The sequence below is a fragment of the Streptomyces sp. NPDC058701 genome, from assembly GCF_042715295.1.
In the GTDB taxonomy this organism is placed as follows: Bacteria; Actinomycetota; Actinomycetes; order Streptomycetales; family Streptomycetaceae; genus Streptomyces.
Genome location: NZ_JBHXSY010000057.1, coordinates 1 through 23,890 on the forward strand (window position 1 = coordinate 1; position 23,890 = coordinate 23,890).

Sequence of the window (23,890 nt, forward strand, 5' to 3'; positions counted from 1 at the left end):
GCGCGTGCGTCGGCCCGCGCGGGCGGGCCGGCGCCCGGGGCGGCCGCCCCGGGCGCGGCCCCCGCGCACAGCAGGGTCAGCAGCGCCGCCGGGAGCGCGGCGAGGGCGACCGGGCGGGGCAGCGCCGGCCGCCTTCCGCCGGGTGGCGTCGGGTTCGTCGTCGGCTGGTTCATCCGCTCGGCCATCCTCGGGTCCTCCGCTGCTCGTCCGGCCCGACGGCCGGTTGTCCGTCCTGCCAGGCGGCCGGCGGTCCGTCCGACCCGGAGATCCGGCCTCGCGGCCGGGCCTCCGGGCCGTGCGCGATCAGACCGGCAGGGCCCAGGCCTGGTCGACCCGGTGATCGCCGCAGGCCTCCAGGCGCAGCCGCTCGGCGGGGGCGTCCGGGGTCGCCGGCGCGGCGGGGGCCGTCAGGCACAGGCCGCTCGCCGCGTCGGTCAGGGTTCCGGAGCGGTCGTGCGTCCACTCCTGCCCGGGCTCCCGCGACTGCCGGGGCGCGCAGGCGGCCAGTTCCACCAGCCCGTCCCCGCCCGCAGTCAGGCACTTGCCGGCCAGCCGCAGGGTGCTGTCGCGGCCCACCGTCCACCGCTGGTCGGGGGCGCCGGTGCAGGCGGCCATGACCACCGCGCCGACGCCGGTGGTGCTGGCGCCGTCGGTGCACTTGGCGCCGCCGCCGACGACCTGTCCCGTCGGGACCGCCCCGGCGCAGCCGCGCGGGGTGAGCCGCCACACCGCGGTGTCGTGCGCGTCCAACCGCCCGGTCAGCGCGTCCGGCACGTTCCGGCGCTCACCGCTCCACAGGTCCTTCGCGTCGGCGCTGCAGCCGGACAGGCCGACCTCGTCGAGCGGCACACGGATGTCCCTGGCACTGCCCGAGCGGTTGAGGACGGCCACCGCGCGGTCGCCGTTGGCGAGGTCCCGCGTCAGGATCTCGAAGGTGGAGTTGGAGGAGACGACCGCGCCCTGACGGCCCAGCGGGTCCTGGTCCAGCTCGATGAGGTCGGTGTTCCCGAGCGCGGCGAGGCCCTCGGGCGTCAGCTCGGACACCTGCGAGGACAGGATGAACGGGGCCGCCATCATGGCCCAGAGGGCGACCTGGCTGCGGCCCTCGGCCGCGGTGAGCCCCGGTGCGCCCGCGATCAGGAAGTCGGGGTCGTTCCAGTTGCCGGGACCGGCGTACCGGCCCAGCCAGCGGTTGTAGCCGTAGTTGCCCATCACCGAGCCCCACCGGGAGGTGGCGGGCGCGGCCGGCTTGTACACCTGGATGTCGCGGCCCTCGCGCCACAGCTGGCCGGTCTCGCCGACCCACCCGAGCACCCGGTGCCAGTCGGCGCCGCCCCACTCGCCCTGCTGGAAGTAGGCGGGCGCGGAGGCCGACAGCACCATGTCGCGGCCGCTCTCGCGCAGCCCCTTCGCGACGGCGTTGTAGGCGTCGCGGTAGGCCTGCTCCTTCGTCGTCCCCGGCGGCACCCAGAGGTTGCAGCCGTCCATCTTGACGTAGTCGACCTTCCAGGAGGCGAACTGCCGCGCGTCCTCGGCGTAGTGGTCCGCGCCACCGCCCTGGGGGGAGCCGCTTCCGGGGTACTTCTCGCAGGTGAGGGAGCCGGCGTCCTGGTAGATGCCGAACTTCAGGCCCTTGGCGTGCAGGTACTCGCCGAGCCAGGCCATGCCGTGCGGGAACTTCTCCGTGTCGACGACCAGCGCACCCTGCGCGTCGCGGCTCCGGGTCATCCAGCAGTCGTCGACGGTGACCGTGTCGTAGCCCTTGGCGGCGAGGCCGGTGGACACCAGGGCGTCCGCGTTCGCGACCACCGTGGCCTCGTCGATGTCGCACATGTAGTGCGCCCAGTTGTTCCAGCCCATGGGCGGGGTGAGCGCGAGCGGGGTGTCCGAGGTCGCCGTCGGCTCGGCCGCCGCGGGGGCGGGGGCGAGTGCGAGGGCGAGCAGGGCGGCCGCTGTCAGGCAGGGGAGCGTCGCACGCAGGCGAGGCGGCACGGAGACTCCAGACGTGGGGCTGTCGTGGACGTGGGGCTGTCGTGCGCCCAGTGCAGCGGCGCGGCTACCCACTGTCAACGCATGTCGACGGTCATCGCACAATGACCAGCAATATGGCCGCAGTCGGCTTCACGCGAAGGAGTGAAGGAGGTGTGCCGAAAGGACAGATACGCCGTATGTTACGGTGTATCTTATGCCGAGACGATCCATGGCCCTGGACCGCGCGACCCCCGCGGTGATCGCCGTCGCCGCCCTGCGCGTCCTCGACGAGCACGGGCCCGAGGGCCTCAGTTTCCGCGCGCTCGCCGAACGGCTGGGCGTCTCGCACGCCACCGTCCAGCGTCGTTGTACCGACCTGGCCGGGCTGCTGGACCTGTGCACCGAGCACCTGGCCGCCCAGCTGCCCGACGTCCCCGCCGGCACGGACTGGGCGCAGGCCACCGAGGAGCGCTTCCGCGCGTTCTACCGGCTGCTCGTCGCCCACCCAGGGCTGCTGGTGCTGCGCGGAGGCCGGCCCTGGCTCGGGCGGCAGCTCCTCGCCCGGCTCGTCGAGCCCGCCCTCGCCGACAGCGTGGCCGCGGGCATGACGCCCGCCGAGGCGATGACCGCGTACCGCCGCATGTACCTGCTCACGCTGGGCAGCGCCGCCTTCGTGGACCACCGCGACCCGGAGGGGGCCACCGCCGCCTCCCGCGCGGCCCTGGCCGCGCTGGACCCGCAGGAGTTCCCGGTGCTGTCCGGCGGACTGGCCGACGTGCTGCCGCCCCTGACGGACCACGAGGTCTACCACGGCGCCCTGCGCCAGCTCATCGACGCCGCCCGGCCCACCTCCTGACGGGGAGACCTCCCATGCACCAGCAGCAGCTCGACTACGCGGCCGTACGCGCCGCCGCCGACCGGATCGCCGGCGGCATACGGCCCGTCGCCGTGGCCCCGGCCGCCGACGGGGTCTGGTACGCGCTGGAGCACCTCCAGCACACCGGCTCCTTCAAGGCCCGCGGCGCCCGCAACTTCCTCGCCGCCCACCACCGGGCCGGCACCCTCCCGGCCGCCGGCGTCACCATCGCCTCCGGTGGCAACGCGGGCCTCGCCTGCGCCTGGGCGGCCCGCGCCCAGGCCGTGCCCGCCACCGTGTTCCTGCCCGCCAACGCCCCGCGCGTGAAGGTGGAGCGGCTGCGCGGCTACGGGGCCGAGGTGCGGCTGGTCGGCGACCGGTACGCGCAGGCCCTCGAAGCCTGCCGGGAGTTCGCCGCCGAGAGCGGCGCCCTGAGCAGCCACGCCTACGACCACCCGCTCATCGCGGCCGGCGCCGGAACGCTGCTCGACGAGATCCGGACCGCGCTGCCCGGACTGGACACCGTGGTCGTCGCGGTCGGCGGCGGCGGACTGTTCGCCGGAGTGGCCACCGCCGCGCGCGAGCACGGCGTACGGGTGATCGCCGCGGAGCCGGAGAACTGCCGGGCGCTGAACGCTGCCCTGGCCGCGGGCCGGCCCATGGACGTCGAGGTCGACTCGGTCGCCGCCGACTCCCTCGGGGCCACCCGGGTGTCGGCGGACGCGCTCGCGGCCGCCCGCCACGGGAACGTGCGGTCGGTCCTCGTCCCGGACGCGGCGATCACCGCCGCCCGGCGCTTCCTCTGGGAGGAGCACCGCCTCGTGGTCGAGGCGGCCGCGGCCACCGCCGTGGCGGCGCTCCGGGGCGCCACGGAACCGCCGGGCGAGCGGGTCGCGGTCATCCTCTGCGGGGCCAACACCGATCCGGGGGACCTGGTGACCCCCGGCGCGTGAGGTGGGGCCCCGTCAGCCGGCGGGCGTGCCCGGGGCGTCCGCGCGCACCACGACCACGGTGCTGTCGGCGTACTGGACCACCTGCTGGCTCACCGAGCCGAGCAGCGCGCCCTTGATGCCGCCGTAGCCGCGGCTGCCGACGACGGTCAGCTCGGCCTCCGCGGAGGCGTCCACCAGCACCCGGGCCGGAGCGCCGTGCTCGACCCGGCGGAAGACGGGCACGCCGGGAGACGTGCCCACGGCCTCCGCCACCGTGTCGGCCAGCTTGAGGCGGGCGGCCTCCTCGGCGGTGACCAGTTCCGCCCGGGCCACGTCCGGGGCCACCCCGAACGGGTTGGTGTTCCACTCCCAGCTCATGACGGCGTGCACCCGGGCGTCGGTGGCCTTGGCCTGGCGGACCGCCCAGCGCAGGGCCTCCTTCGAGTGCTTCGAACCGTCCACGCCGACGACGATCAGCGGCAGGGCGGGCTCGCTCATGGTGCTTCCTCTCGATCCGTCCGGATGATCCCTGTCTCTCCCTGTATACACGGGAGGGGGGGCGGCCCCGAACGACGATCGTCGTGCGGGCCGACGACTTTCGAGGACGGTGCGCGGCCTCTGCCCCCTGCGAGGGTCGGAGCGTCCCGGTGAACGGCACCGGACGCGGCACGGCATGGAGGAACGGCGTGGCTCAGCGCAAGGGTTGTCTGATCGGGTGCGGCATAGCGGCGGTGGTGGGCATCGGCCTCATCGCGGCCCTCGTCTTCGGGGCCTCGAAGGTCCTGGACGCCGCGGACAAGACCCTGCTCGACCCGAAGGTGTACGCGGAGGCCGAGGTCGGCCGGCCGGAGCAGGAGGTGCGCGACCGGCTCCCGTCGGGTGAGACGTTCATCAAGTCCGGCCTCAAGGACGGCGGTCCCGCCGAGCCGACGGGCAACACGTGCTCGTGGTACCTGTCCGACGGCGACCCGGTGGGCGGTACGGAGACGGTGTTCCGGTTCTGCTTCAAGGACGGCACGCTCGCCGAGAAGGTCCAGTACCCCATGAAGTAGGGCCGTCGTTCGCCGCGCGGGCCAAGCGCACGAGTGCCCGCGGAGGACAACCGTCGACAAGGAGTCAAAACGTGCGGGCCCGGCAGGTGCCGGCGCTCTGTCGGCGCCCTGCGCGGACGTCCTCGTACCCCGGCGCATCAGCCCAGTTCGAGAGGGAGGCGGAGAGGAACGCGGAAGGGGGCTCGGCGCCCTTTCGTCGAAAGGGCGACCCGGAGGCCACCGGCCATCGGGCCATCCGTCTCGTTGACGCGATCCCGCTTCCGGACGACCGTGGTCACCGCCCTCCGGCGCAGGAGCCGGACTTCTGTGAAGGCGGCGACGATGACGCGATCGAACCCGACCCGTACCGCTGTCGCCACGCTCGTGGCCGGCGTGCTCCTGTCGACGTCCGCGTGCGGTCTGAGCGGTGGGACGGGGGAAGTGGACGAGGCGGAGCGGACGGGACGGGTGTCGGGCGACATCCGGTTCCGCACCCTCCAGCTGAAGCCCGTGTTCACGTCCTACGTGCAGGGAGTGATCGACGCCTTCGAGGACAAGTACCCCGACGTCGAGGTCACGTGGGAGGACGTCCCCGGCGACGGATACAACGAGAAGCTCGTCGCCGACGCCCAGGCCGGCGCCCTGCCCGACGTGGTCAACCTCTCCACCGACTCCTTCCAACTCCTCGGGGACCGGGGCATGCTCGCCGACGTCGCCAGGCTCGACGGGGCACTGGCCGGGGACTACGTGCCCGGCGCCTGGGAGCAGTTCAAACTCCCCGGCAAGGGCGACGCCGTGTACGCCTACCCCTGGTACGTGACCCCGGAGATCCTCACCTACAACCGGGAGCTCTTCGAACGGTCCGGCCTGGACCCCTCCGAGCCGCCCACGAGCGTCGAGCAGTTCTTCGACTACGCCGAGCGGATCGCCGCCGGCTCCGGGGGACGGTACGCCGCCTTCATGGCCGATCCCAAGGGCCGGCTGCCCGGGGACTGGCAGAAGATGGGCGTGCCGATCCTGAACGAGGAGCGGGACCGGTTCACCTTCGACACCGACCGCGCCGTCGCGTGGGTGGAGCGCATGAAAGACCTCTACGCCAAGGGCGCCATGCCCAGGGAGTCCCTGCTCACGTCCGCCGACGTCAACCAGCTGTACGGCGCCGGCAAGCTGGTCTTCGGCCCCGGCTCCCCGGGCTTCGTCAAGGACGTCAAGCAGAACGCCCCGCAGGTCTACGCGCACACCGAGGTCGCCGGAGCCGTCACCGGAACGCTCGGCCACATCGGCATCTACGCCCAGTCGCTCGGCATCAGGAAGGACACCGCCCACCTCGACGCGGCGGCCGCGTTCGCCGCATGGGTCACCAACGGGCCCAACCAGGTGGAGTTCTCCAGGAAGGCCACCATCTACCCGTCCAACGCCCGGGGCCTCGCCGACCCGCTCTTCTCCGACCGGGGCGACGGGAAGGACGCGGAGACCGTCGCCCGCGCGGTCGGCGCCGAACAGCTGAAGAGCGCCGCTCTCGACGCCAACACCCCCGTCCAGTGGACCAGCCAGGTCGGCGACGCCGTCGTACGGCAGGTGCAGCGGGCCATCACGGGCGAACAGGACGCCCGGTCGGCGGTGCGCAAGGCCCAGGAGGAAGCGAACCGGCTGCTCGCCGACGCGACCGCCGGATGACCGCGGCGGGGGAGGCGGGACCGGAAGCCGCACCCGGGGCGGAGCGCGGGACGTGCGCCGCCCGCCCGGACGGGGCCCGGCGGGGCAGGCGCGGGAAGGCGGCGGGGGAGGCCGACACGGGGCTGGTGCACCGCTCGTGGTGGACCCCGTACCTGTTCCTCGCGCCCGGCCTGGCGATGGTCTGCCTCTTCAGCCTCTGGCCCTTCGTCAACACCGTCGTCCTCTCCTTCACGGACGCCCGCATCCTGCGCGGCGGCACCTTCGTCGGCTTCGCCAACTACACCCGCGCGTTCGCCGATCCCGACTTCTGGGTCGCGGCCGGCAACAGCGTGCTGTACCTCGTGGTCGTCGTGCCGTGCCTGGTCTTCCTGCCGCTGGCCCTCGCCGTCCTCGTACAGACCGAGATCCCCGGCATCGGCGTCTTCCGGTCCGCCTTCTACACCCCGGTGATCGCCTCGGCCGTGGTCGTCGGCCTGATCTGGCAGTGGATACTGCGCAGCGACGGCCTGGTCAACACCGTCTTCCTGAAGCTGTCCCTCGTCTCCGAGCCGGTCCCGTTCCTGACCGACAGCACCATGCTGCTCGTCTCCGCGATGATCGTGACGGTGTGGAAGGGCCTCGGCTACTACATGGTCTTCTACCTCGCGGCCCTCGGGAACGTCCCCGCCTCGCTCCACGAGGCGGCCGCGCTCGACGGCGCCGGCGCCGTACGCCGCTTCCTCAGCATCACCGTCCCCCAGGTGAAACCGATGATGCTGCTGGTGGGCACCCTCTCCGCCATCTCCGCGCTCCGCGTCTTCACCGAGATCTACATCCTCGGGGGCGAGAGCGGCGGCCCCGGCGGCGGCGCCCGCACCCTGCCCTTCCTCATCCGGCAGGTCGGCCTCGGCTTCGCCGGGGAGACGGGCTACGCCTCCGCCCTGTCCATCCTGCTGTTCCTCCTGACCCTGGTCTTCAGCCTGCTGGGCCGCCGCCTGTCCAAGGGGGACGACACGTGAGCGCACCGTCCCCTCCCGGCAGCGGGGAGCCCCGGCGCGCCCGCGCCGACCGCCGGCGCCGGTGGACCGGCCGCACCGGCCGGTACGCGACGCTGCTGCTGGTGCTGGCCGTCATGCTCGGGCCGATCGTCTGGCAGTTCCTGACCTCGATCCGCGGCCGTACCGAGAACGTGTACGACGGGGTGCTGCCCTCGCGTCCCACCCTCGACAACTACGTGCGGGTCGCCGAGTCCTTCCCGCTCCTGCAGTACGCGGGCAACACCCTCGTCGTCGCGGCCCTGGCCGTCACCTCGAACGCGCTGTTCGCGGCGATGGGCGGGTATGCCCTGTCCCGAGCCGCGTGGAGGGGCCGCACGGCGGTGTTCACGGTGCTCGTGGCGACCCTGATGTTCCCGTTCGAGTCCGTGATGATCTCGATGTTCCTCACGGTCCGCGACATGGGCCTGGTCGACACCCTCATCGGCGTGTGGCTCCCCGGAGCCGTGTCCGTCCTCAACATCATGGTCATGCGGGCGGCCTTCCTGGCGTTGCCCAAGGAGGTGGAGGAGGCCGCGGTGCTGGACGGCGCCACCGAGTGGACCCGCTTCACCCGGGTCTTCCTGCCCTCCGCCAAGGGCGCTCTGGCGGTCGTCTGTCTGACCAGCTTCATGGGCGCCTGGGACGACTTCCTGTGGCCCCTGCTCGTCCTCACCGACAGCGACCACTACACCCTGCAACTGGGGCTGAAGACGCTGGCGGGCGCCACCACGGTGAACGACCAGCGGCTCATCGCCGCCGGTGCGATGGCAGCGCTGATCCCGATGATGCTGCTCTTCTTCGCCCTCCAGCGCTTCTTCTTCAAGGGGGTGGGCGACGGCGCGGTCAAGATCTGATCCGCCGCCCGCCGCTCCCGCCTCATCCACCCCGTCCCGTCCTCCGTACGCACCCGCCTCCCTGGAGCAGCCGTCATGCACGATGACCGCAGCATCACCGAACACCGCCTCCGCCGGGTCCTCACGGAGCGCATCAAGCCCGCCGTCCACAGCCGCCCGGTCCCGCTGGCCGTCGAGCGCTGGGATGCCCCCGGCGAGCCCGTCCCCGTCGCCGAGGGACTGGCGGCCGCCTACGGGCCCTGCGCGGTCGGCGACGCCTGGGGTCCCGCCTGGGGCACCACCTGGTTCAAGGTCACCGGCACCGTACCGGCCGAGTGGGCGGGCCGGACGGTGGAGGCCGTCCTCGACCTGGGCTTCGACCGGATGATGCCGGGATTCCAGTGCGAGGGCCTGGTCCACCGGGCCGACGGAGCCGAGGTCAAGGGGCTCAACCCCCACAACGACTGGGTGCGCGTCGCCGACCGGGCCGAGGGCGGCGAGCGGGTCGAGTGGTACGTCGAGGCCGCCTCCAACCCCGTCCTCGTCGACCACACCGCCACGTACGAGGGCGACCGGCAGACCAGCGCCGACCGGCCGCTCTACCGGCTCGCCCGGATGGACCTGACCGTCTTCGAGACCGAGGTCTGGGAGCTGGTCCAGGACCTGGAGGTGCTCTACGACCTCATGACGCAGCTCGGCACGGGCGACGCCCGGCGGTACGCGATCCTGCGCGCCCTCGACGCCGCCCTCGACGCCGTGGACCTCGGGGACGTACCCGGCTCGGCCGCCCCGGCCCGTGCGCACCTCGCCGCGGTGCTGGCCGCGCCCGCCCACGCCTCCGCGCACCGGATCAGCGCCGTGGGCCACGCCCACATCGACTCCGCCTGGCTGTGGCCGCTGCGCGAGACGGTGCGCAAGGTCGCCCGTACCGCGTCCAACGTGGTCGCGCTGATGGACGAGCACCCCGAGTTCGTGTTCGCGATGTCGCAGGCGCAGCAGCTCGACTGGATCAAGACCTACCGGCCGGAGCTGTTCGAGCGGATCAAGAAGAAGGTCGCGGACGGCCGGTTCGTGCCGGTCGGCGGGATGTGGGTCGAGTCCGACACGAACATGGTGGGCGGCGAGGCCATGGCCCGGCAGTTCCTCTACGGCAAGAGGTTCTTCCTCGACGAGTTCGGCATCGACCCGCACACCGTGTGGCTCCCCGACTCCTTCGGCTACACGGCCGCCATGCCGCAGATCGTCAGGCTCTCCGGCTGCACGTCGTTCCTGACCCAGAAGATCTCCTGGTCCCAGGTCAACAAGTTCCCGCACCACACCTTCCGGTGGGAGGGCATCGACGGCAGCCGCGTCTTCACGCACTTCCCGCCCGTCGACACCTACAACTCCGACCTGAGCGGCGCCCAGCTGGCCCACGCGGCCCGCAACTACCGCGAAAAGGGCCGGGGTTCGCGCTCGCTCGTGCCCTTCGGCTGGGGCGACGGCGGCGGCGGCCCCACGCGCGAGCACCTCGCCCGCGCCCGGCGCCAGCGGGACCTGGAGGGGTCCCCGCGGGTCGAGATCGAGCGCCCCGACGCGTTCTTCGAGAAGGCGCGCGCCGAGTACGGGGACGCCCCCGTCTGGGCCGGCGAGCTCTACCTGGAGCTCCACCGCGGCACCTACACCTCCCAGGCCAAGACCAAGCAGGGCAACCGCCGCGGCGAGTCCCTGCTGCGCGAGGCCGAGCTGTGGGCGGCCACGGCCGCGGTGCGGGATCCCGGGTACGCCTACCCGTACGAGGATCTGGAGCGGATCTGGAAGACGGTGCTCCTGCACCAGTTCCACGACATCCTGCCCGGGTCCTCCATCGCCTGGGTGCACCGCGAGGCGCGCGCCACGTACGCGGCGCTGGGGGAGGAGCTCCGGGGGATCACCCGCGCCGCGCAGAGCGCGCTGGCGGGGGAGGGCGACCGGGAGCTGGTCTTCAACTGCGCCCCGCACGCCCGGCGCGGCGTCCCCGCGGGCGGCGCCGGACTCCCCGCCGGAGCCGGCGAGCCGGTCACGGCGGAGGAGCGGCGCGGCGGCGGACACGTCCTGGCCAACGGGCGGCTGCGGGTGGAGGTCGACGGCCGTGGCCTGATCGTGTCGGCCTACGACCTGGAAGCCGGCCGGGAGTCCGTCGCACCGGGCGCGGCGGCCAACCTGCTCCAGATCCACCCCGACTTCCCGAACATGTGGGACGCCTGGGACATCGACGCGTTCTACCGCAACAACGTCACCGACCTCGTGGACCTGGACGCCCTGGAGGTCACCCGGGACGGCCCGGCATCCGCCACCGTCCGCGTCACCCGTTCCTTCGGTTCCTCCTCGGTGGTCCAGTCGGTGACGCTGCGCTCCGGTGCCAAGACGGTGGACATCGTCACGGTCGTGGAGTGGCACGAGACGGAGAAGCTCCTGAAGGCGGCCTTCCCGCTGGACGTGAAGGCCGAACGGTCGGCCTCCGAGACGCAGTTCGGGCACGTCTACCGGGCCACCCACACCAATACCTCCTGGGAGGCTGCCCAGTTCGAGATCTGCGCCCACCGCTGGATCCACCTGGCGGAACCCGGCTGGGGCGCGGCGCTGCTCAACGACTCCACGTACGGACACGACGTCACCCGCGACGTACGGCCCGACGGCGGCCAGACCACCACCGTGCGGCTCTCCCTGCTGCGGGCGCCGCGCTACCCGGACCCGGAGACCGACCAGGGCTCCCACACCCTGTGCTTCTCGCTGGCGCCGGGGGCCGGCATCGCCGACGCGGTCCGCGAGGGCCACGCACTGAACCTGCCCGAGCGCACCGTGACCGGCGCCGGCCCCGTCGCGCCCCTGGTGGCCGTGGACGAGGACGCGGTGGTCGTCGCGTCGGTCAAGCTCGCCGAGGACCGCGGCGGCGACGTGATCGTCCGCCTGTACGAGTCCCGGGGCGGCCGGGCCGCGGCCACCCTCGCGGCCGGCTTCCCGATCGCGGAGGCGGTCGAGAGCGACCTGCTGGAGCGGCCGCTGGAGGGCACGGCGGTCGGACCGGCCACGCCGGCCGGCGCGGTTCCGCTGACGTTGCGCCCGTTCCAGATCGTCACGGTCCGGCTGCGCCGCGCCTGACGGGGGCACGGCGCCGCGGGCGGCCCCGGGGGGAGGCCGTCCCGGCAGCAGTACGGCCCGTCCCGGCAGCGCCGCGGCCGTGAACTGCGCCACAGGGGACCCCGCCCCCGGCCCGTGGTTGCGGGTCCGGGCCAGGGGGAACGTCCGCATTCGGTTATGCACCTAGTTGCAAAACCTGCGCCGGCTCGCTAGAACAGGGTCATCACCCCCGCGCGAGGAGGCGCCCCCATGTCGCAGAGCCGGTACCCGCACCTGTTGAGCCCCCTGGACCTCGGTTTCACCACGCTGGCGAACCGCGTGGTCATGGGCTCCATGCACACCGGCCTGGAGGAGCACGAGGGCGGCTTCGAACGCCTCGCCGCCTTCTACGCCGAACGCGCCCGCGGCGGGGTCGGCCTGATCGTCACCGGCGGCATCGCCCCCAACGACGCCGGCCGCCCCTTCGAGGGCGGCTCCCGCCTCACCACCGAGGAGGAGGCGGCCGAGCACCGGGTCATCACCGAGGCCGTGCACGCCGAGGGCGGGAAGATCGCGATGCAGATCCTCCACTTCGGCCGCTACGCCTACCACGAGGACCTGGTCGCCCCCAGCCCGCTCCAGGCTCCGATCAGCCCGTTCGTCCCGAACGAGCTCACCGACATCGAGGTCGAGCGCACGGTCGAGGACTTCGTCCGAGCCGCCCGCCTGGCGAAGCTCGCCGGCTACGACGGCGTCGAGGTCATGGGCTCCGAGGGCTACCTCGTCAACGAGTTCATCGCGGCCGCGACCAACCGCCGCACCGACCGCTGGGGCGGCGCCTACGAGAACCGCGTCCGCTTCCCGCTGGAGATCGTCCGGCGCACCCGCGCGGCCGTCGGCGACGACTTCATCATCGTCTACCGCCTCTCCATGCTGGACCTGATCCCGGGCGGCTCCACCCTCGACGAGGTCGTCCGCCTCGCCAAGGAGGTCGAGGCCGCCGGCGCCACCATCATCAACACCGGCATCGGCTGGCACGAGGCCCGCATCCCCACCATCGCCACCTCCGTCCCGCGCGGCGCGTACACCTGGGTCACGAAGCGGCTGATGGGCGCGGTGAGCGTCCCGCTCGTCACCAGCAACCGCATCAACACCCCCGAGATCGCCGAGGAGCTGCTCGCCGACGGGCGCGCCGACCTGGTCTCCATGGCCCGGCCCTTCCTCGCCGACGCCGACTTCGTCGCCAAGGCCGCGGCCGGCCGCGCCGAGACCATCAACACCTGCATCGGCTGCAATCAGGCCTGCCTGGACCACACCTTCAGCGGCAAGATCACCAGCTGCCTGGTCAACCCGCGCGCCTGCCACGAGACCGAACTGGTCCTCGCGCCCACCCGGCTGAAGAAGAGCGTCGCCGTCGTCGGCGCCGGCCCCGCCGGGCTGGCCTGCGCCGTCTCCGCCGCCGGCCGCGGCCATGCCGTCACCCTCTTCGAGGCCTCCGGGCACATCGGCGGCCAGCTCGACGTCGCCCGCCGCATCCCGGGCAAGGAGGAGTTCGAGGAGACCATCCGCTACTTCGGCACCCAGCTCGTGGAGAGCGGGGTGGAGGTCCGCCTGAACACCCGCGCCGACGTGGGGACGCTCGAAGGCTTCGACGAGGTGGTGGTCGCCACCGGGGTCTCCCCCCGCACCCCCGACATCGAGGGCGTGGACCACCCCAGCGTCGTCAGCTACCTCGACGTGCTGCGCGACGGCGCCCCGGTCGGCGAGCGCGTGGCGGTGGTCGGGGCCGGCGGCATCGGCTTCGACGTCGCGGAGTTCCTCACCGACAGCGGCGAAGGCGCCTCCCAGGACCCCGCCGTGTACTTCCGGCACTGGGGCGTGGACACCTCGTACGCCGGACCCGGCGGGCTCACCGCCCCCGAGCGGCCGGCCCCGCCGCGCCGGGTGCACCTGCTCCAGCGCAAGACCACCAAGGTCGGCGCGGGCCTGGGCACCACCACCGGCTGGATCCACCGCGCGGAGCTCAAGCACCGCGGGGTCGTCTCCGTCGCCGGAGCCTCCTACGACCGCATCGACGACGAGGGCCTGCACATCACGGTGGGCGGCGAGCAGCGCCTCGTACCCGCCGACACCGTGGTCCTGTGCACCGGCCAGGAGCCGCGGCGCGACCTGTGGGAGGCGCTGCGCGAGGCGGGCATCGAGGCGCACCTGATCGGCGGCGCCGACGTGGCCGCCGAGCTGGACGCCAAGCGGGCCATCCGCCAGGGCACGGAGCTGGCCGCCGGCCTCTGAGCCGGGAGCCCCGCCGACGGGAGATCTTCCCGGCGATGGTCCTTTGCGCTCCAGGGTGTTGTGGCGACCGGGTCGCGGCCGCCACAATCCCCTGGTGACGCTGACACCGGCAGACGCAGAGAAGATCCTCGCCGACCACTTCGCCCCCTGGGTGCTCTCCCTCGGCCTGACCGTCCAGGAGACCGGGGAGCGGCACGCCGTGCTGCGGCTGCCCTGGTCCGACACCCTGGCCCGGGACGGCGGCGGCCTCTGCGGGCAGGCCCTGATGGCGGCCGCCGACACGGCCACGGTCATCGCCCTGTCCGCCGCGCGCGGGGAGTACGGGCCGATGACCACCGTCCAGCAGTCGACCAGCTTCCAGCGGCCGGTGGTCGGCGTGGACGTGCTGATCCGCGTACGGGTCACCAAGCTCGGCCGGCGGATGGCCTTCGCCGACGTCACCATGACCCCCGAAGGCGCCGACGAGCCGGCCGCGACGGCCTCCACGGTCTACGCCCTGCTCGGCTGAGACCGGGGCCGTCCGGGTGCGGCCCCTCCGCCGCCGTGCTCGCGGCCTGCGAGCAGGACCCGTCCCCGACGTGCTGCGCATGGACTTCGCCGCTGTGTTGCGCGAGGCGCGGGAGAGCCCGCTGTCGGGCCTTTTGGCGCGCGCCCGAGCCGCACCTCTGCGATCGTGGACCCCATCGCGGATCGCGCCGCGGACCGCACCGGGTCGCACGAGGAGTCGACATGTCCGGACAGTTCGAGGCGAGCGTGGAGATCGACCGGCCGATGGAGGCGGTCTTCGCCTACCTCGCCGACGGGCGCCACGACCCGGAGTTCAGCCCGCGGGTGCAGGAGATCACCAAGACGCCCGACGGTCCGACCGCCGTCGGCACGGTCTTCCGCAGCACGGTCAAGGACGCGGGGATGAAGACCGGACGCGAGTTCCGCATCACCGCGTACGAGCCGCCCGGCCTGATCCGCTGGACGGAGCAGACCAGGAACCTGGTCACCGCGTCCGGCGGCTACGACCTCGAAGCCCTCCCCGGCGACCGCACCCGGGTCCGGATCTTCAACACCCTGGAGGGCCACGGGATCGGCAAGCTGCTCGTCGGCCTGGCCGTGAGCGCGGCCCGCAAGGACGCCCCGGACTTCGGCCGCCGCATCAAGGCGGCGGCCGAATCCTCCCTCGCCTCCTGAAGAGCCCGTGCGCCCCGTGTCGGGAGGGGTGCCGCGGCCGTGCCGACCGGTCAGGGGGTCAGGAACCGCCCGGGTCCGGCCGGGAACGGCGCCTGCTTCGACGGGTTCCGCGAGAGCCGCTGCCCGGGGTCGGCCGGCGGGCGCTGGCAGGTCACGTCCCGGGCGGGCAGCCGGCCCGTGGTCAGGTAGCCGTTGACCACGGGGTTGACGCAGGACGCGGGGTCGATGAGGTACACGGCGTGGCCCTCACCGCCGGCCGCCAGGACCATCCGCGAGCCCTTGAGCGCGCGGTGCAGGCCCTGGCCGCTGGTGAGCGGGGTCTGTGAATCCCACTCGTTCTGCACCGTCAGCACGTCGGCCCGCTTGGTCATCGGCGTGGCCGACTCGACCGGCCGGTCCCAGAAGGCACACGGCTTGATGTTGGACGCCATGTCCCCGTACAGCGGGTACTTCGCCTTGTCCTTCGCCGCGTCCCTCGCGTACTGCTCGGTGTAGCGGGGCCAGGCGCCCGTGTCCCCGCACAGGACCGACCACAGGACGGCCGTGCCGTTGTCCGCGACCGGCTGCGGGTCGGCGGCCCGGCCGGCGGAGATCAGCTTGCCCAGGTCCGGCGCGGCCTCGCCCCCCGGCGGGAGGGTGCCCTCGGCCGCGGCCTTGATCTGTTTGACGATGGCCGAAGCCTGCGAGGGATAGAAGAAGACGGCTCGCGCCGCCCGGATGTCGACGCCCGTGAGCTTCGTGCCGAAGTAGTCGATCGGTTCCCGGTCCGCGCGCTCCACCAGCCCCCAGAACGTCTCCGACACCGCCTCGGGCGTCGTGCCGAGCCCGTACTGGTCCGAGCGCTCGGCCGCCCATCGGGTCCACCGGTCGTACGCGGGCTCGGCCTCGGTCGCCCACACCTGGATCATGCCGCGCCAGATGCGCTGCGGGTCCACACCGCTGTCCAGTACGAAGCGGTCGGTACGCTGCGGGAACATCTGCGAGTACACCGCGCCGAGGTAGGTCCCGTACGAGTAGCCCACGTACGAGATCTTCCGCTCGCCGAGCACCGCGCGGATCGTGTCCATGTCGCGCGCCGTGTTGCGGGTGGTGATGTACGGGATCACGTCGCCGGACTTCTCGCGGCACTTCTCCGCGACGGTACGGGCCCAGTCCACGTCCGCCGCGTACGTCTCGGGCCGGTACGGCCGGTCGATGGCTTCCTCGGCCGGGGTGAGTCCGCAGGTGATCGGGCTGCTCCGGCCGACGCCGCGCGGGTCGAAGCCGATGAGGTCGTACCTGTCCCGTACGTCCTTAGGCATCATCTCGTTCATCATCAGCGGGTCGTGGAGCCCGCTGCCGCCCGGCCCGCCGGGGTTGAACAGCATGACGCCGTGCCGCTCCGCGGGGTTCCCGGTCTTCATCCGGGATATCGCCAGGTCGATCGTGCGGCCCTCAGGACGCCGGTAGTCGAGCGGGACCTTCAGCGTGGCGCACTCGAACGAGGCCGGCTGGTCCTCCGCGCAGCGGCTCCAGGCGGGCTTCTGCTTCAGGTACGCAGCCTCCGGGGCGGCGGACGCCTGGGTCGCGCCCAGCAGCGGCAGGGCGGTCGCGATCAGACCGGCGGTGGTGAGCAGCGGTGCGAGGCGTTTCAAGCGCACGGGCCGTTCCTTAGGGTCGGTGAATTTCAGCGAATTCGCTTACCCGTCCACCTTGTTGCATACGAGCGTGCGGCCGAATCATCCCGAAGGGCCGGTCCCTGTGCACCTCATGAATGAGCTGAAATCCGGACAACTGGCCGACACGCCACGTTCGTTGCGCGGGGCCGCCGGGCGTGGAAGGCCTCGCGCCGACGCCGCGGTGCGGTGCGTCAGTGGCCCGTGTGATCGGCGCCGTTCTCCAGGGAGCCGCCGATCCGGCCGCGCAGGCCGCCCAGGGCTTCCGCGGACTGCGCGGTGACCACCCACCGGTCGCCGACCAGGTACAGGCCGCCGTACGCCTGGGCCTCGGTCAGCCAGGAGCGCAGGCCCTGCTCGGCGGCGAACGTGGCGATGCGGTAGGGGCCCTGCGTGCTCTCGCAGCCGCCCTGCCGCAACTCCTCGGCCTGCACGCTCACTTCGGCCGCGCATCCGATGGCGGCGGCGATCTCCTCGATCGTGGTGGAGGGCGTGCCGGGGGAGGGGGCGCCGGACGCGGACCCGGCCTTCGCCGGGTGGGCCGAACCGTGGCCCGCCGCGGGGTGCGCGGCGGAGGCCCCGGAGCAGCCGGCGCTCAGCAGCGTGGCGCAGACCGCGGCGAGGGCCGCGAGTGCGTGCCGCGGCCGCCGGATCCGCCGGATCCGGTGGATCCTGCACGGTCGGATGTCGTCACGCTGCGGTTCGGTCCTCGGCATCGGTACCTCATCGGCTGGTCGGAAGAACGGCCGCGGTGTCCCGGGCGCGGGGAGGTCGCCCGGGACACCGCGAGTACGGGGCGCGGGATCGCCCGGACCGCCCTTTCGGGTCGGGCCCGGCCCGCGAGCGACGGCCTGGGTGCTGTCGTCCAACCTGCCCAGGCCGCTCGGAGATGCTGCGGTGTCCGAGGGGGGTGCGGCCTAGCTCACGGCCTTGGCCTTCTTGCCCTTCTCGGTCACGGCGAACCAGAGGCCCTGCTTGTTGTGCCCGGTGATGTCACCGGCTTCCTTGTCTCCGGTGAACGAATAGACCGGCCAGCAGTCGATCGTCAACTGCTCGCTCCCGTCGGGCCTTTTCACCGTCCCGATCAATTCGGCGGCGATTCCCTTGACCTTCGTCTTGTCGACCGGCTTGGCGGGCTTCCAGGTGTCCAGGCATGCGCCGACGCAGCCGATTTTCATCGGCCACGCGCTGTCCTTGTCGAAGCGATAGAGCGTCCGCCCTTCCGCGTCGGCGACGATGGTGCCCAATACGGCATTGGCGCGGGCGGAAAGCTCGATCGCGGCTTCCTCCTGCTTCTCCTCGGACGCCTCCGGCGCCGGGGCGGGGGCCGGGGCGGCGCCGGTCCCCGATCCCTGTCCCTCCCCCTTCCCGCCCGCCGCGGCCGGCTTGCCGTCGGCCCCCAGGACGTGCCAGGTGCCGCCGACGCCCTCACCGAGCGTGTCCCCGGGCTTGGTGTCCTTCGCATAGCGGTACACGGGCCACCCCGCGAGCGTCAGCTGCCGGGTGCCGTCGGCGCGGGCGACCGATCCGAGCAGGCCCGCGTCGATGCCCGCCCCGGCCTTCGCGTCGTCCGCCGCCACCGCGGGCCAGACCTTGGCGCAGTCGCCCTCGCAGTTCGACTTGGGCGGCTTCGGCGTGTCCTTGTCGAAGCGGTAGAGCGTCCAGCCCTCACCGTCGGTGACCGCGGAGCCGAGCCCCGGGACGTCCCGCAGCTTGAGCTCCCCGGCCGGACCGGCCTTGGCGGCCGCGCCGGCCGCGTCGGGGGTGACGCTGCCGTAGCCGGCGCCCGCGCCCGCTCCGGCCTCCATTTCGGCCCCGTAACCGCCATTCGAATCATAGGTCGATCCGAGCTGTTTACCGGAGCCCGCCGGCTGTACCGCACTCGCATTTCCGGAGGACGTGTCGGCGGCTCCGCATCCTGCGGTCAGCAGTAGTACCGCTACCGCCGATCCGGCGATTACTCCACGACGCCTTGTGTTCACGATCTCTCCTTCAATTCGGTTCCGTGTTCGCGTGCCTTCGCTCATTGATACGGGGCCCGAACCGGCGGAAGTCCACATCCCACGGAATTTGTCAGATCGCGCCAACATTGAACTCGTCAGCGGGGCACGGCCGTTCACGGCGTCATTCCAGGATGCGCAGGGCGAGCGCCGGGCAGCGCCGTACGGCGCGCAGCGCCTTCGTCCGGAGCCGGCCCGGCACGGCCATGGAGGCCTCGGCGGGATAGCCGTCCGCGTCGAGCCGCACCACGTCGGGGAGGATGTCCACGCACAGCCCGTGCCCCTTGCACAGCGTCCAGTCCACGACGAGCCGTTCGGGACTCTCGTCTTCAGGCAGCGGCAGCGCCCCCAGGACCCGCCTCCCGCACCCGCTGCCGAGGGCGTGGTCGCGGAACTCGTCGGGGAACGCGGAGAGGGCCGAGGCGACGAAGCGCGAGGTGCCGTCCGGATGGCTGCACGCACCGCGCTTCATGACGCCCGCCATCCGGGCCTCCAGCATCTCCAGCGCCGTCCTGCCGCCGCCCCGCAGGGCCTCGTCCAGTACGTCGGCCAGGGCGGGCAGTCCCCGTACGCAGGGGCCGCACTGGCCCGCCGTCTCGTTCGCCATCCAGCGGGTGACCCGGGCCACCTCGCCCATCGGGCAGGTGTCCTCGGGCAGCGGGAGCACCGCTCCCGCGCCCAGTCTCGCGCCGAGGGACTCCAGGGACTCCCGGGAGATCTCGGCGGTACGCGCGGATCCGGGGTCCAGCCACTTGCCGTGGTAGCCGCCGACGAGCACGCCCTGGCCGGGGGAGGTGCCGCACAGCTCCAGGACGTACGCCATCGAGGTCCCGGCCGGTACTTCGACGACCGTGGCCCCCGCGACGGTCAGCATGATGGTGCCGGGCTCCGACGGTAGCCCGACCGCCCGGAAGTCCAGCGCCCCGATCCGCGCGGCGAGGGCCAGCTGGGCGAAGGTCTCGGTGTTCGACAGCAGGGTGGGCACGCCGCCCAGTCCCCGCTCGCTGGTCCGTACCTTCTGTCCGGAGGGAAGGGTCGGACCGCCGTTCAACCCGCTGATCATCGCGGTGCCCTCGCCCGTGACGAAGCGTTCGGGAAGCCGTCCCACGCGTAGTCGGCGGCCGGACGGGCCGCGCTCCGCGATGGCCTCCCGCACCGACTGCTCCACGTCGTCCCGGGTGACGGCGACCACCACGTCCTCGGCGTCGAGCGCCGCGGCCGCCAGCAGGGCTCCGTCGATGACCAGGTGCGGGGCGTGCAGCAGCAGGGCCTTGTCCTTGAGGCAACTCGGCTCCCCCTCGCTCCCGTTGACGACGACCGCGGTCCGGCCGTCGCGGCCCCGGGCCGAGCGCATCACGGCGCGCAGCTTCCGGTGGAAGGGGAAGGCCGCCCCGCCGCGCCCGCGCAGGTCGATGTTGTCGGCGAGTTCGACGAGCTCGTCCGGCCGGTAGAGGGGGAGCGAACCGTGGGTCGTCAGGTGCGCGACCCGGTCGAGCCGGGGAACCTGGTCGAGTCCGGCCAGCAGCCGGGGAGCGCCCACGCAGCCGAGGCTGGGGCGCGGACCGCCATTCACAGCCACCGCTCGCGGGTGGCGAGGCGCTCGGCCGGAACGTCCTGCGCTCCGGAGGCCTGGTTCGGGATGTAAACGGTGGCGGCGTACGGCGGGTTCGCGGCGGCGTACGGCGGGTTCGCCGCGGCGTACGCCGGGTTCGCCGCGACGTACGGGGGGTTCTCGGGCCGGGGCGGCGGCGGGGCGGGCTGCGGGGGCGGCCCGTCACCGCCGCGCTCCGGACGGGTCCGTGCGAACGAGGCCTGCCCCAGCCGCGTGGGCGCGATGCCCGGCTGAGCAGGCGGCCGGAAACCCGTGCCGTCCATGCGGGCCTTGACGCGCACGGCGACGAGGGCGGCGACGCCGATCAGGCACAGGGCGTAGGCCACCGTCACCCATCCGCTGGCCGAGCGGCCGGACTTCAGCCCGTGGACCAGGGAGGCTCCCCAGGCGGGGTAGGCACCGAAGTGCAGGACCCGCCACCACAGCGAGCGGCTCTTGGTGGCGAAAACGCTGCGCAGCGCGCCGGACACGGCCACGGACACGAACAGGTAGCCGGCCAGGGTGCCGAGGCCGATGAGCACCGGCTGGTCCACGTCGGTGAAGGGAAGGGCGGCCGCCGTGGCGGTGGTCTGCGACTCGGCGACCTTGACCCAGATGTGCAGGGCCAGAAAGCTCAGCCCGGACACGGCCAGGCCCCGGTGCACGCCCTGGGCGATCAGCCGGTGGCCCGACCCGAGCAGGGTGCGGTCGGTGGCCACGAGCCCCCACAGGACGGTGGAGGTGAGCGAGACGAGCGAGAGGACGCCCGCCCCGAAGTCGAGGAAGTCCCACAGCTGGGTCAGCGCGCCCGCACGGGCGGCGATGACGAGGGTGACGACGGCCGCGCCGGCGGCGGCGACCACACCGGGCCGCAACCGTCCGGACGCGGGCAAGAGGGAGGGTCGCCGAACGGCCCGCCTGCCGGCGGCCGGAGCCGTCGCCGCGGCGTGGCGGCTCCGGGAGCGGGCTCTGTGCGAGCGTGGCATGTGGGGCTGGGACAGGGGCATCCAGTATCTCCTGTGCGCCTGGGTGCCGAGCACTCCACCGGCGCTCGGCACCCGGGGGTCGTGGTCGGTAGTGCCCGGCAGCGCTGTGAACTCCTGCGCCGGCCGAGGGAGCTAGGGGCCGGAGTGCAGAAGCATCGTGGAGCGGTCAGGCGTCACCACGGGATTTATCGAAACGTGATAATTTCTCGCACCGCGTCTCCGGGGCATCGAACAACACCGGAAGATTCCCCTCCAGCGGAGGTTGTGACAGGCCCCCGCACCGCCCGCCATCTACGCGTACTCGTCGGTAAAGACACGGCAAAGTTGCGGGACCGCAGATGGCCGGACCCCTCTAGGAGGGAGTACGAGGGCCTCAAGTCTCCATGTCAGACCCCACTGTTGACAAGGAGTCAACCTCGGCGGGCTTGCCGCACTCCGGGCAGGCCTCACCCCGGCACGAACGAGGAAAACGATGTGCGAACTTCTGAACCGCATCTGGTCCCGCCCAAGAGGCGAGTGGACCCGCGTCCTGCGCAGGGAACTTCCCACGCTGGCTGCCGAGATAGTGGAGGAGCTTCTGCATGGAATTCCGGGACTTTCCACTCTTGTCTATGACAACGATGCCCTCGACGACGAACTGCTCAGACAGTGCGTGGAGGAGGCGCTGCTGAACGCCCTCGGCTATCGCGACGCCCAGCCCCAGACACATGCCCAGTCCCCCTCCCCGACCCACCCGCAGGCGCGGCCCGAAGTGCCGCGCCTGTCCAAGGTGCCGTCGCAGGTACGACCGCGGATCGCGGAGGTGAAGGAGGACGGCAGGGAGAAGTACAGGGCGAAGGACCAGGACAAGGAGAGGGGCGCGGAGGAGGACCGACACGACGGCCGGCGGACCGTTCTGGAACACGCCCGCGCGCACACCCCTGACCGTTCCCGAGAACACAGCCGCGAGGACGGACCCGGCGGCGGGCACGGAACCGGCGGCGGCCACGGGGATCCGCGCGGCGACCGGCCGGAGCCGGCCACCGTGCCCGACGGGGCGCGCCAGGAACTCTTCAAGGCCCTCACCGACGACCGGCAGGCGTCCGAGAGTTCCCTGGGCGAGCTCGCCGAAGCGGCCGGCTGGCCCCTCCCGGCCGCCGTGCGCGCCGTGGCGCTCGCCGCTCCCGGCGACGCCCAGCAGCTCGCCGCCGTACTGGACGACACGCTCGCCGGCATGTTCGCCGGCCGCCCCTGCCTGCTCGTCCCCAGCGCCGACACCGATACCAGAGCCCCGCTGGAAGTTCCCCTGCGCGGCCGCTTCGCCGCGGTCGGCCACGCCGTACCGCTGCGCGACACGGCCTCCTCGCTCCGCTGGGCGGTCCGCCTGCTCGCCCTCACCCCCAACCGCGGAGGGCTGGACGCCAGGCCCGTCTTCGTCGACGACCACCTCTCCACCCTGCTCCTCCTCCAGGACGAGCCGCTGGCCCACGCCCTCGCCGCCCGCTGGCTGCGACCGCTCGCGGACCTCACCCCGCGTCAGAGCGAGCGGCTGGAGGTGACGCTGCTCGCCTGGCTGGAGGGGGGCGGCGCCCCCGAGGCGGCGAAGGCACTGAGTGTGCACCCGCAGACCGTGCGCTACCGCATGCGCCAGCTGGAGAAGCTCTTCGGTACCGGCCTGCGGGACCCGCGCACCCGCTTCGAGCTGGAAATGGCCCTGCGCAGCCGCCGGTTGATGGCCCAGGTGCGACGCCAGCACTCGCGGGTGGGCCGCCGGGCGGCCCGTGTGGTCACCGCCGACTTCCCGGCCCTGGCCGTCGGGAGGATGGCCCGCGTCAACGGCCTCTGACCCGCGGCGCCGCCGGCCCGTGCACCAGGAGGGCCCCGGCCCGGACCCGTCTCAGCGGGGTCCGGGCCGGGGCCCTTCGTACGGGACAGCCCTTAGTGTGCGGCGAGGGGGGCGGACACCGCCCCGCGCATCGTCGCGTTGAGGTCCAGGAGTTCCGCGTAGGCCAGGGCGCAGCCGCCGCACTCGGACAGGTGGCGGACGAGCCCGCGGGACAGGTGCGCACCGCCCCGGCGGACGGCGGGGCCGAGCTGCCCGGCGTAATGGCGGCACCGGCCGTCGGCGGCGGCCTCCACATGGGCGCGCAGGAACGCCTCCCGCAGTCCCTCCCGGGCCCGGAACGCCAAGGAGGTCACCGCGCTGGGCGTGATGCCCAGCAGCGCGGCGACCTGGTGCGGGGAGATCCCTTCCACGAGCGTGTGCCACAGTACGGTCCGCCAGCGCTCCGGCAGCCCGGCGAACGAGCGGGCGACGAGCCGGCGGTCCTCGCCCGCCACCCACTGCTGCTGCGGGTCCCCGCCGACCGGACCCGGCTGCCGCCAGGTGTCGAAGTCGGAGGTCAGCAGGGTCCGGCCCGCGCCGTCGCGCCACTGGATGGCCGTGTGCCGGACGACGGACAGCAGGTACGAGCGCCACGGACCCCGCGGTCCCGCACCGGCCCGGACGGCCTGGAAGGTCCGCAGGAAGGCCTCCGACACCAGGTCCTCCGCATCCTGCGGAGACCGGCAGCAGGTACGGGCGTACGCCAGTGCGGCCCGCCGGTGACGCCGGTAGAGCAGGGCGCAGACCGCCGGGTCCGCCTCGCCCGCGCCGTACCCGCGGCGCAGCAGCAGCGTCAGTTCCGCGTCGGAGGGCGGGGGCGGGGCCCCGCCCGGGGTCCGCGGGCCGGCCGCGCTGTCACGAGAGCCTGACATGCCACTCCTCGGAGGTCGGGACCCGGCGGGACCGGGGGCCGCGGGGGCGGTGCC

19 protein-coding genes and 1 pseudogene are annotated in these 23,890 nt (G+C 73.1%); 11 read left to right on the forward strand and 9 right to left on the reverse strand.

Annotated features, from left to right (window positions below; all coding sequences use genetic code 11):
- A pseudogene (locus tag ACFWW8_RS34260) lies at nucleotides 1-185 on the reverse strand (hypothetical protein); the annotation flags it as partial.
- A 118-nt stretch (nucleotides 186-303) separates the two neighbouring features.
- Nucleotides 304-1,992 (reverse strand): ricin-type beta-trefoil lectin domain protein, encoded by a 1,689-nt coding sequence (locus tag ACFWW8_RS34265; RefSeq protein WP_386535620.1) that lies wholly within the window; start codon nucleotides 1,990-1,992, stop codon nucleotides 304-306.
- Between the two features lie 193 nt (nucleotides 1,993-2,185).
- On the opposite strand from ACFWW8_RS34265, the gene ACFWW8_RS34270 reads away from it, so the two are divergent.
- Nucleotides 2,186-2,827, forward strand: a complete 642-nt coding sequence (locus ACFWW8_RS34270; RefSeq protein ID WP_386535623.1) for a TetR/AcrR family transcriptional regulator — start codon at nucleotides 2,186-2,188, stop codon at nucleotides 2,825-2,827.
- A gap of 14 nt (nucleotides 2,828-2,841) precedes the next feature.
- The gene (locus ACFWW8_RS34275) at nucleotides 2,842-3,780 is read left to right on the forward strand and encodes a serine/threonine dehydratase (RefSeq protein WP_386535626.1); all 939 of its coding nucleotides are present in this window, start codon (nucleotides 2,842-2,844) and stop codon (nucleotides 3,778-3,780) included.
- 12 nt (nucleotides 3,781-3,792) lie between these two features.
- Here ACFWW8_RS34275 and ACFWW8_RS34280 read toward each other — a convergent pair whose 3' ends face one another.
- Nucleotides 3,793-4,257, reverse strand: coding sequence for a universal stress protein (locus tag ACFWW8_RS34280; RefSeq protein WP_386535629.1), 465 nt, complete (start codon nucleotides 4,255-4,257; stop codon nucleotides 3,793-3,795).
- 188 nt (nucleotides 4,258-4,445) lie between these two features.
- Here ACFWW8_RS34280 and ACFWW8_RS34285 point away from each other — a divergent pair, with 188 nt between their 5' ends.
- The 8 genes from ACFWW8_RS34285 (at nucleotide 4,446) to ACFWW8_RS34320 (ending at nucleotide 14,868) form a co-directional block, all read left to right on the forward strand.
- Nucleotides 4,446-4,811 carry a hypothetical protein gene (locus ACFWW8_RS34285; protein WP_386535631.1) on the forward strand — a complete coding sequence of 122 codons (366 nt, stop codon included), beginning with the start codon at nucleotides 4,446-4,448 and terminating at the stop codon, nucleotides 4,809-4,811.
- A gap of 321 nt (nucleotides 4,812-5,132) precedes the next feature.
- A complete protein-coding gene (locus ACFWW8_RS34290) occupies nucleotides 5,133-6,467 on the forward strand; it encodes an ABC transporter substrate-binding protein (RefSeq protein ID WP_386535633.1) in 1,335 nt (444 codons plus the stop codon).
- 122 nt (nucleotides 6,468-6,589) lie between these two features.
- Complete coding sequence (locus tag ACFWW8_RS34295; RefSeq protein WP_386535681.1) at nucleotides 6,590-7,465, forward strand: carbohydrate ABC transporter permease; 876 nt, start codon at nucleotides 6,590-6,592, stop codon at nucleotides 7,463-7,465.
- Nucleotides 7,462-8,337 carry a carbohydrate ABC transporter permease gene (locus tag ACFWW8_RS34300; RefSeq protein WP_386535636.1) on the forward strand — a complete coding sequence of 292 codons (876 nt, stop codon included), beginning with the start codon at nucleotides 7,462-7,464 and terminating at the stop codon, nucleotides 8,335-8,337. Before ACFWW8_RS34295 ends, ACFWW8_RS34300 begins: the two co-directional genes overlap by 4 nt.
- A gap of 75 nt (nucleotides 8,338-8,412) precedes the next feature.
- Nucleotides 8,413-11,436: an alpha-mannosidase gene (locus tag ACFWW8_RS34305; protein WP_386535639.1), complete on the forward strand. Its 3,024-nt coding sequence runs from the start codon at nucleotides 8,413-8,415 to the stop codon at nucleotides 11,434-11,436.
- Nucleotides 11,437-11,664: 228 nt separating this feature from the next.
- The gene (locus ACFWW8_RS34310; RefSeq protein ID WP_386535642.1) at nucleotides 11,665-13,686 is read left to right on the forward strand and encodes an FAD-dependent oxidoreductase; all 2,022 of its coding nucleotides are present in this window, start codon (nucleotides 11,665-11,667) and stop codon (nucleotides 13,684-13,686) included.
- A gap of 94 nt (nucleotides 13,687-13,780) precedes the next feature.
- Nucleotides 13,781-14,194: a PaaI family thioesterase gene (locus ACFWW8_RS34315; RefSeq protein ID WP_383932176.1), complete on the forward strand. Its 414-nt coding sequence runs from the start codon at nucleotides 13,781-13,783 to the stop codon at nucleotides 14,192-14,194.
- 221 nt (nucleotides 14,195-14,415) lie between these two features.
- The gene (locus ACFWW8_RS34320) at nucleotides 14,416-14,868 is read left to right on the forward strand and encodes an SRPBCC family protein (RefSeq protein WP_386535645.1); all 453 of its coding nucleotides are present in this window, start codon (nucleotides 14,416-14,418) and stop codon (nucleotides 14,866-14,868) included.
- Between the two features lie 50 nt (nucleotides 14,869-14,918).
- Here the strand turns inward: ACFWW8_RS34320 and ACFWW8_RS34325 are convergent, their stop codons facing one another.
- From ACFWW8_RS34325 to ACFWW8_RS34345, 5 genes are all read right to left on the reverse strand, one after another.
- Entirely contained in the window at nucleotides 14,919-16,508 is a 1,590-nt protein-coding gene (locus tag ACFWW8_RS34325) for an alpha/beta fold hydrolase (RefSeq protein ID WP_386535648.1), read from the reverse strand.
- Nucleotides 16,509-16,717: 209 nt separating this feature from the next.
- Nucleotides 16,718-17,239: a hypothetical protein gene (locus ACFWW8_RS34330; protein WP_386535651.1), complete on the reverse strand. Its 522-nt coding sequence runs from the start codon at nucleotides 17,237-17,239 to the stop codon at nucleotides 16,718-16,720.
- A 201-nt stretch (nucleotides 17,240-17,440) separates the two neighbouring features.
- Nucleotides 17,441-18,550: an SCO0930 family lipoprotein gene (locus ACFWW8_RS34335; RefSeq protein ID WP_386535683.1), complete on the reverse strand. Its 1,110-nt coding sequence runs from the start codon at nucleotides 18,548-18,550 to the stop codon at nucleotides 17,441-17,443.
- A 97-nt stretch (nucleotides 18,551-18,647) separates the two neighbouring features.
- A complete protein-coding gene (locus tag ACFWW8_RS34340) occupies nucleotides 18,648-20,063 on the reverse strand; it encodes an NADH-ubiquinone oxidoreductase-F iron-sulfur binding region domain-containing protein (protein WP_386535654.1) in 1,416 nt (471 codons plus the stop codon).
- A gap of 29 nt (nucleotides 20,064-20,092) precedes the next feature.
- Entirely contained in the window at nucleotides 20,093-21,007 is a 915-nt protein-coding gene (locus ACFWW8_RS34345; protein ID WP_386535657.1) for a hypothetical protein, read from the reverse strand.
- 565 nt (nucleotides 21,008-21,572) lie between these two features.
- Between ACFWW8_RS34345 and ACFWW8_RS34350 the strand changes: the two genes are divergently transcribed.
- Nucleotides 21,573-22,925, forward strand: a complete 1,353-nt coding sequence (locus ACFWW8_RS34350) for a PucR family transcriptional regulator (protein ID WP_386535659.1) — start codon at nucleotides 21,573-21,575, stop codon at nucleotides 22,923-22,925.
- A gap of 92 nt (nucleotides 22,926-23,017) precedes the next feature.
- Here the strand turns inward: ACFWW8_RS34350 and ACFWW8_RS34355 are convergent, their stop codons facing one another.
- Nucleotides 23,018-23,836 (reverse strand): RNA polymerase sigma factor, encoded by an 819-nt coding sequence (locus tag ACFWW8_RS34355; RefSeq protein ID WP_386535662.1) that lies wholly within the window; start codon nucleotides 23,834-23,836, stop codon nucleotides 23,018-23,020.
- Between the last annotated feature and the right edge of the window lie 54 nt (nucleotides 23,837-23,890).

Bases quoted from the DNA above. Each gene is read 5' to 3' on its own strand.
- ACFWW8_RS34270 (WP_386535623.1), top strand. From the start codon at position 2,186: ATGCCGAGACGATCCATGGCCCTGGACCGCGCGACCCCCGCGGTGATC.
- ACFWW8_RS34275 (WP_386535626.1), top strand. From the start codon at position 2,842: ATGCACCAGCAGCAGCTCGACTACGCGGCCGTACGCGCCGCCGCCGAC.
- ACFWW8_RS34280 (WP_386535629.1), bottom strand. From the start codon at position 4,257: ATGAGCGAGCCCGCCCTGCCGCTGATCGTCGTCGGCGTGGACGGTTCG.
- ACFWW8_RS34290 (WP_386535633.1), top strand. From the start codon at position 5,133: ATGACGCGATCGAACCCGACCCGTACCGCTGTCGCCACGCTCGTGGCC.
- ACFWW8_RS34305 (WP_386535639.1), top strand. From the start codon at position 8,413: ATGCACGATGACCGCAGCATCACCGAACACCGCCTCCGCCGGGTCCTC.
- ACFWW8_RS34310 (WP_386535642.1), top strand. From the start codon at position 11,665: ATGTCGCAGAGCCGGTACCCGCACCTGTTGAGCCCCCTGGACCTCGGT.
- ACFWW8_RS34320 (WP_386535645.1), top strand. From the start codon at position 14,416: ATGTCCGGACAGTTCGAGGCGAGCGTGGAGATCGACCGGCCGATGGAG.
- ACFWW8_RS34330 (WP_386535651.1), bottom strand. From the start codon at position 17,239: ATGCCGAGGACCGAACCGCAGCGTGACGACATCCGACCGTGCAGGATC.
- ACFWW8_RS34335 (WP_386535683.1), bottom strand. From the start codon at position 18,550: ATGAGCGAAGGCACGCGAACACGGAACCGAATTGAAGGAGAGATCGTG.
- ACFWW8_RS34350 (WP_386535659.1), top strand. From the start codon at position 21,573: ATGTGCGAACTTCTGAACCGCATCTGGTCCCGCCCAAGAGGCGAGTGG.
- ACFWW8_RS34355 (WP_386535662.1), bottom strand. From the start codon at position 23,836: ATGTCAGGCTCTCGTGACAGCGCGGCCGGCCCGCGGACCCCGGGCGGG.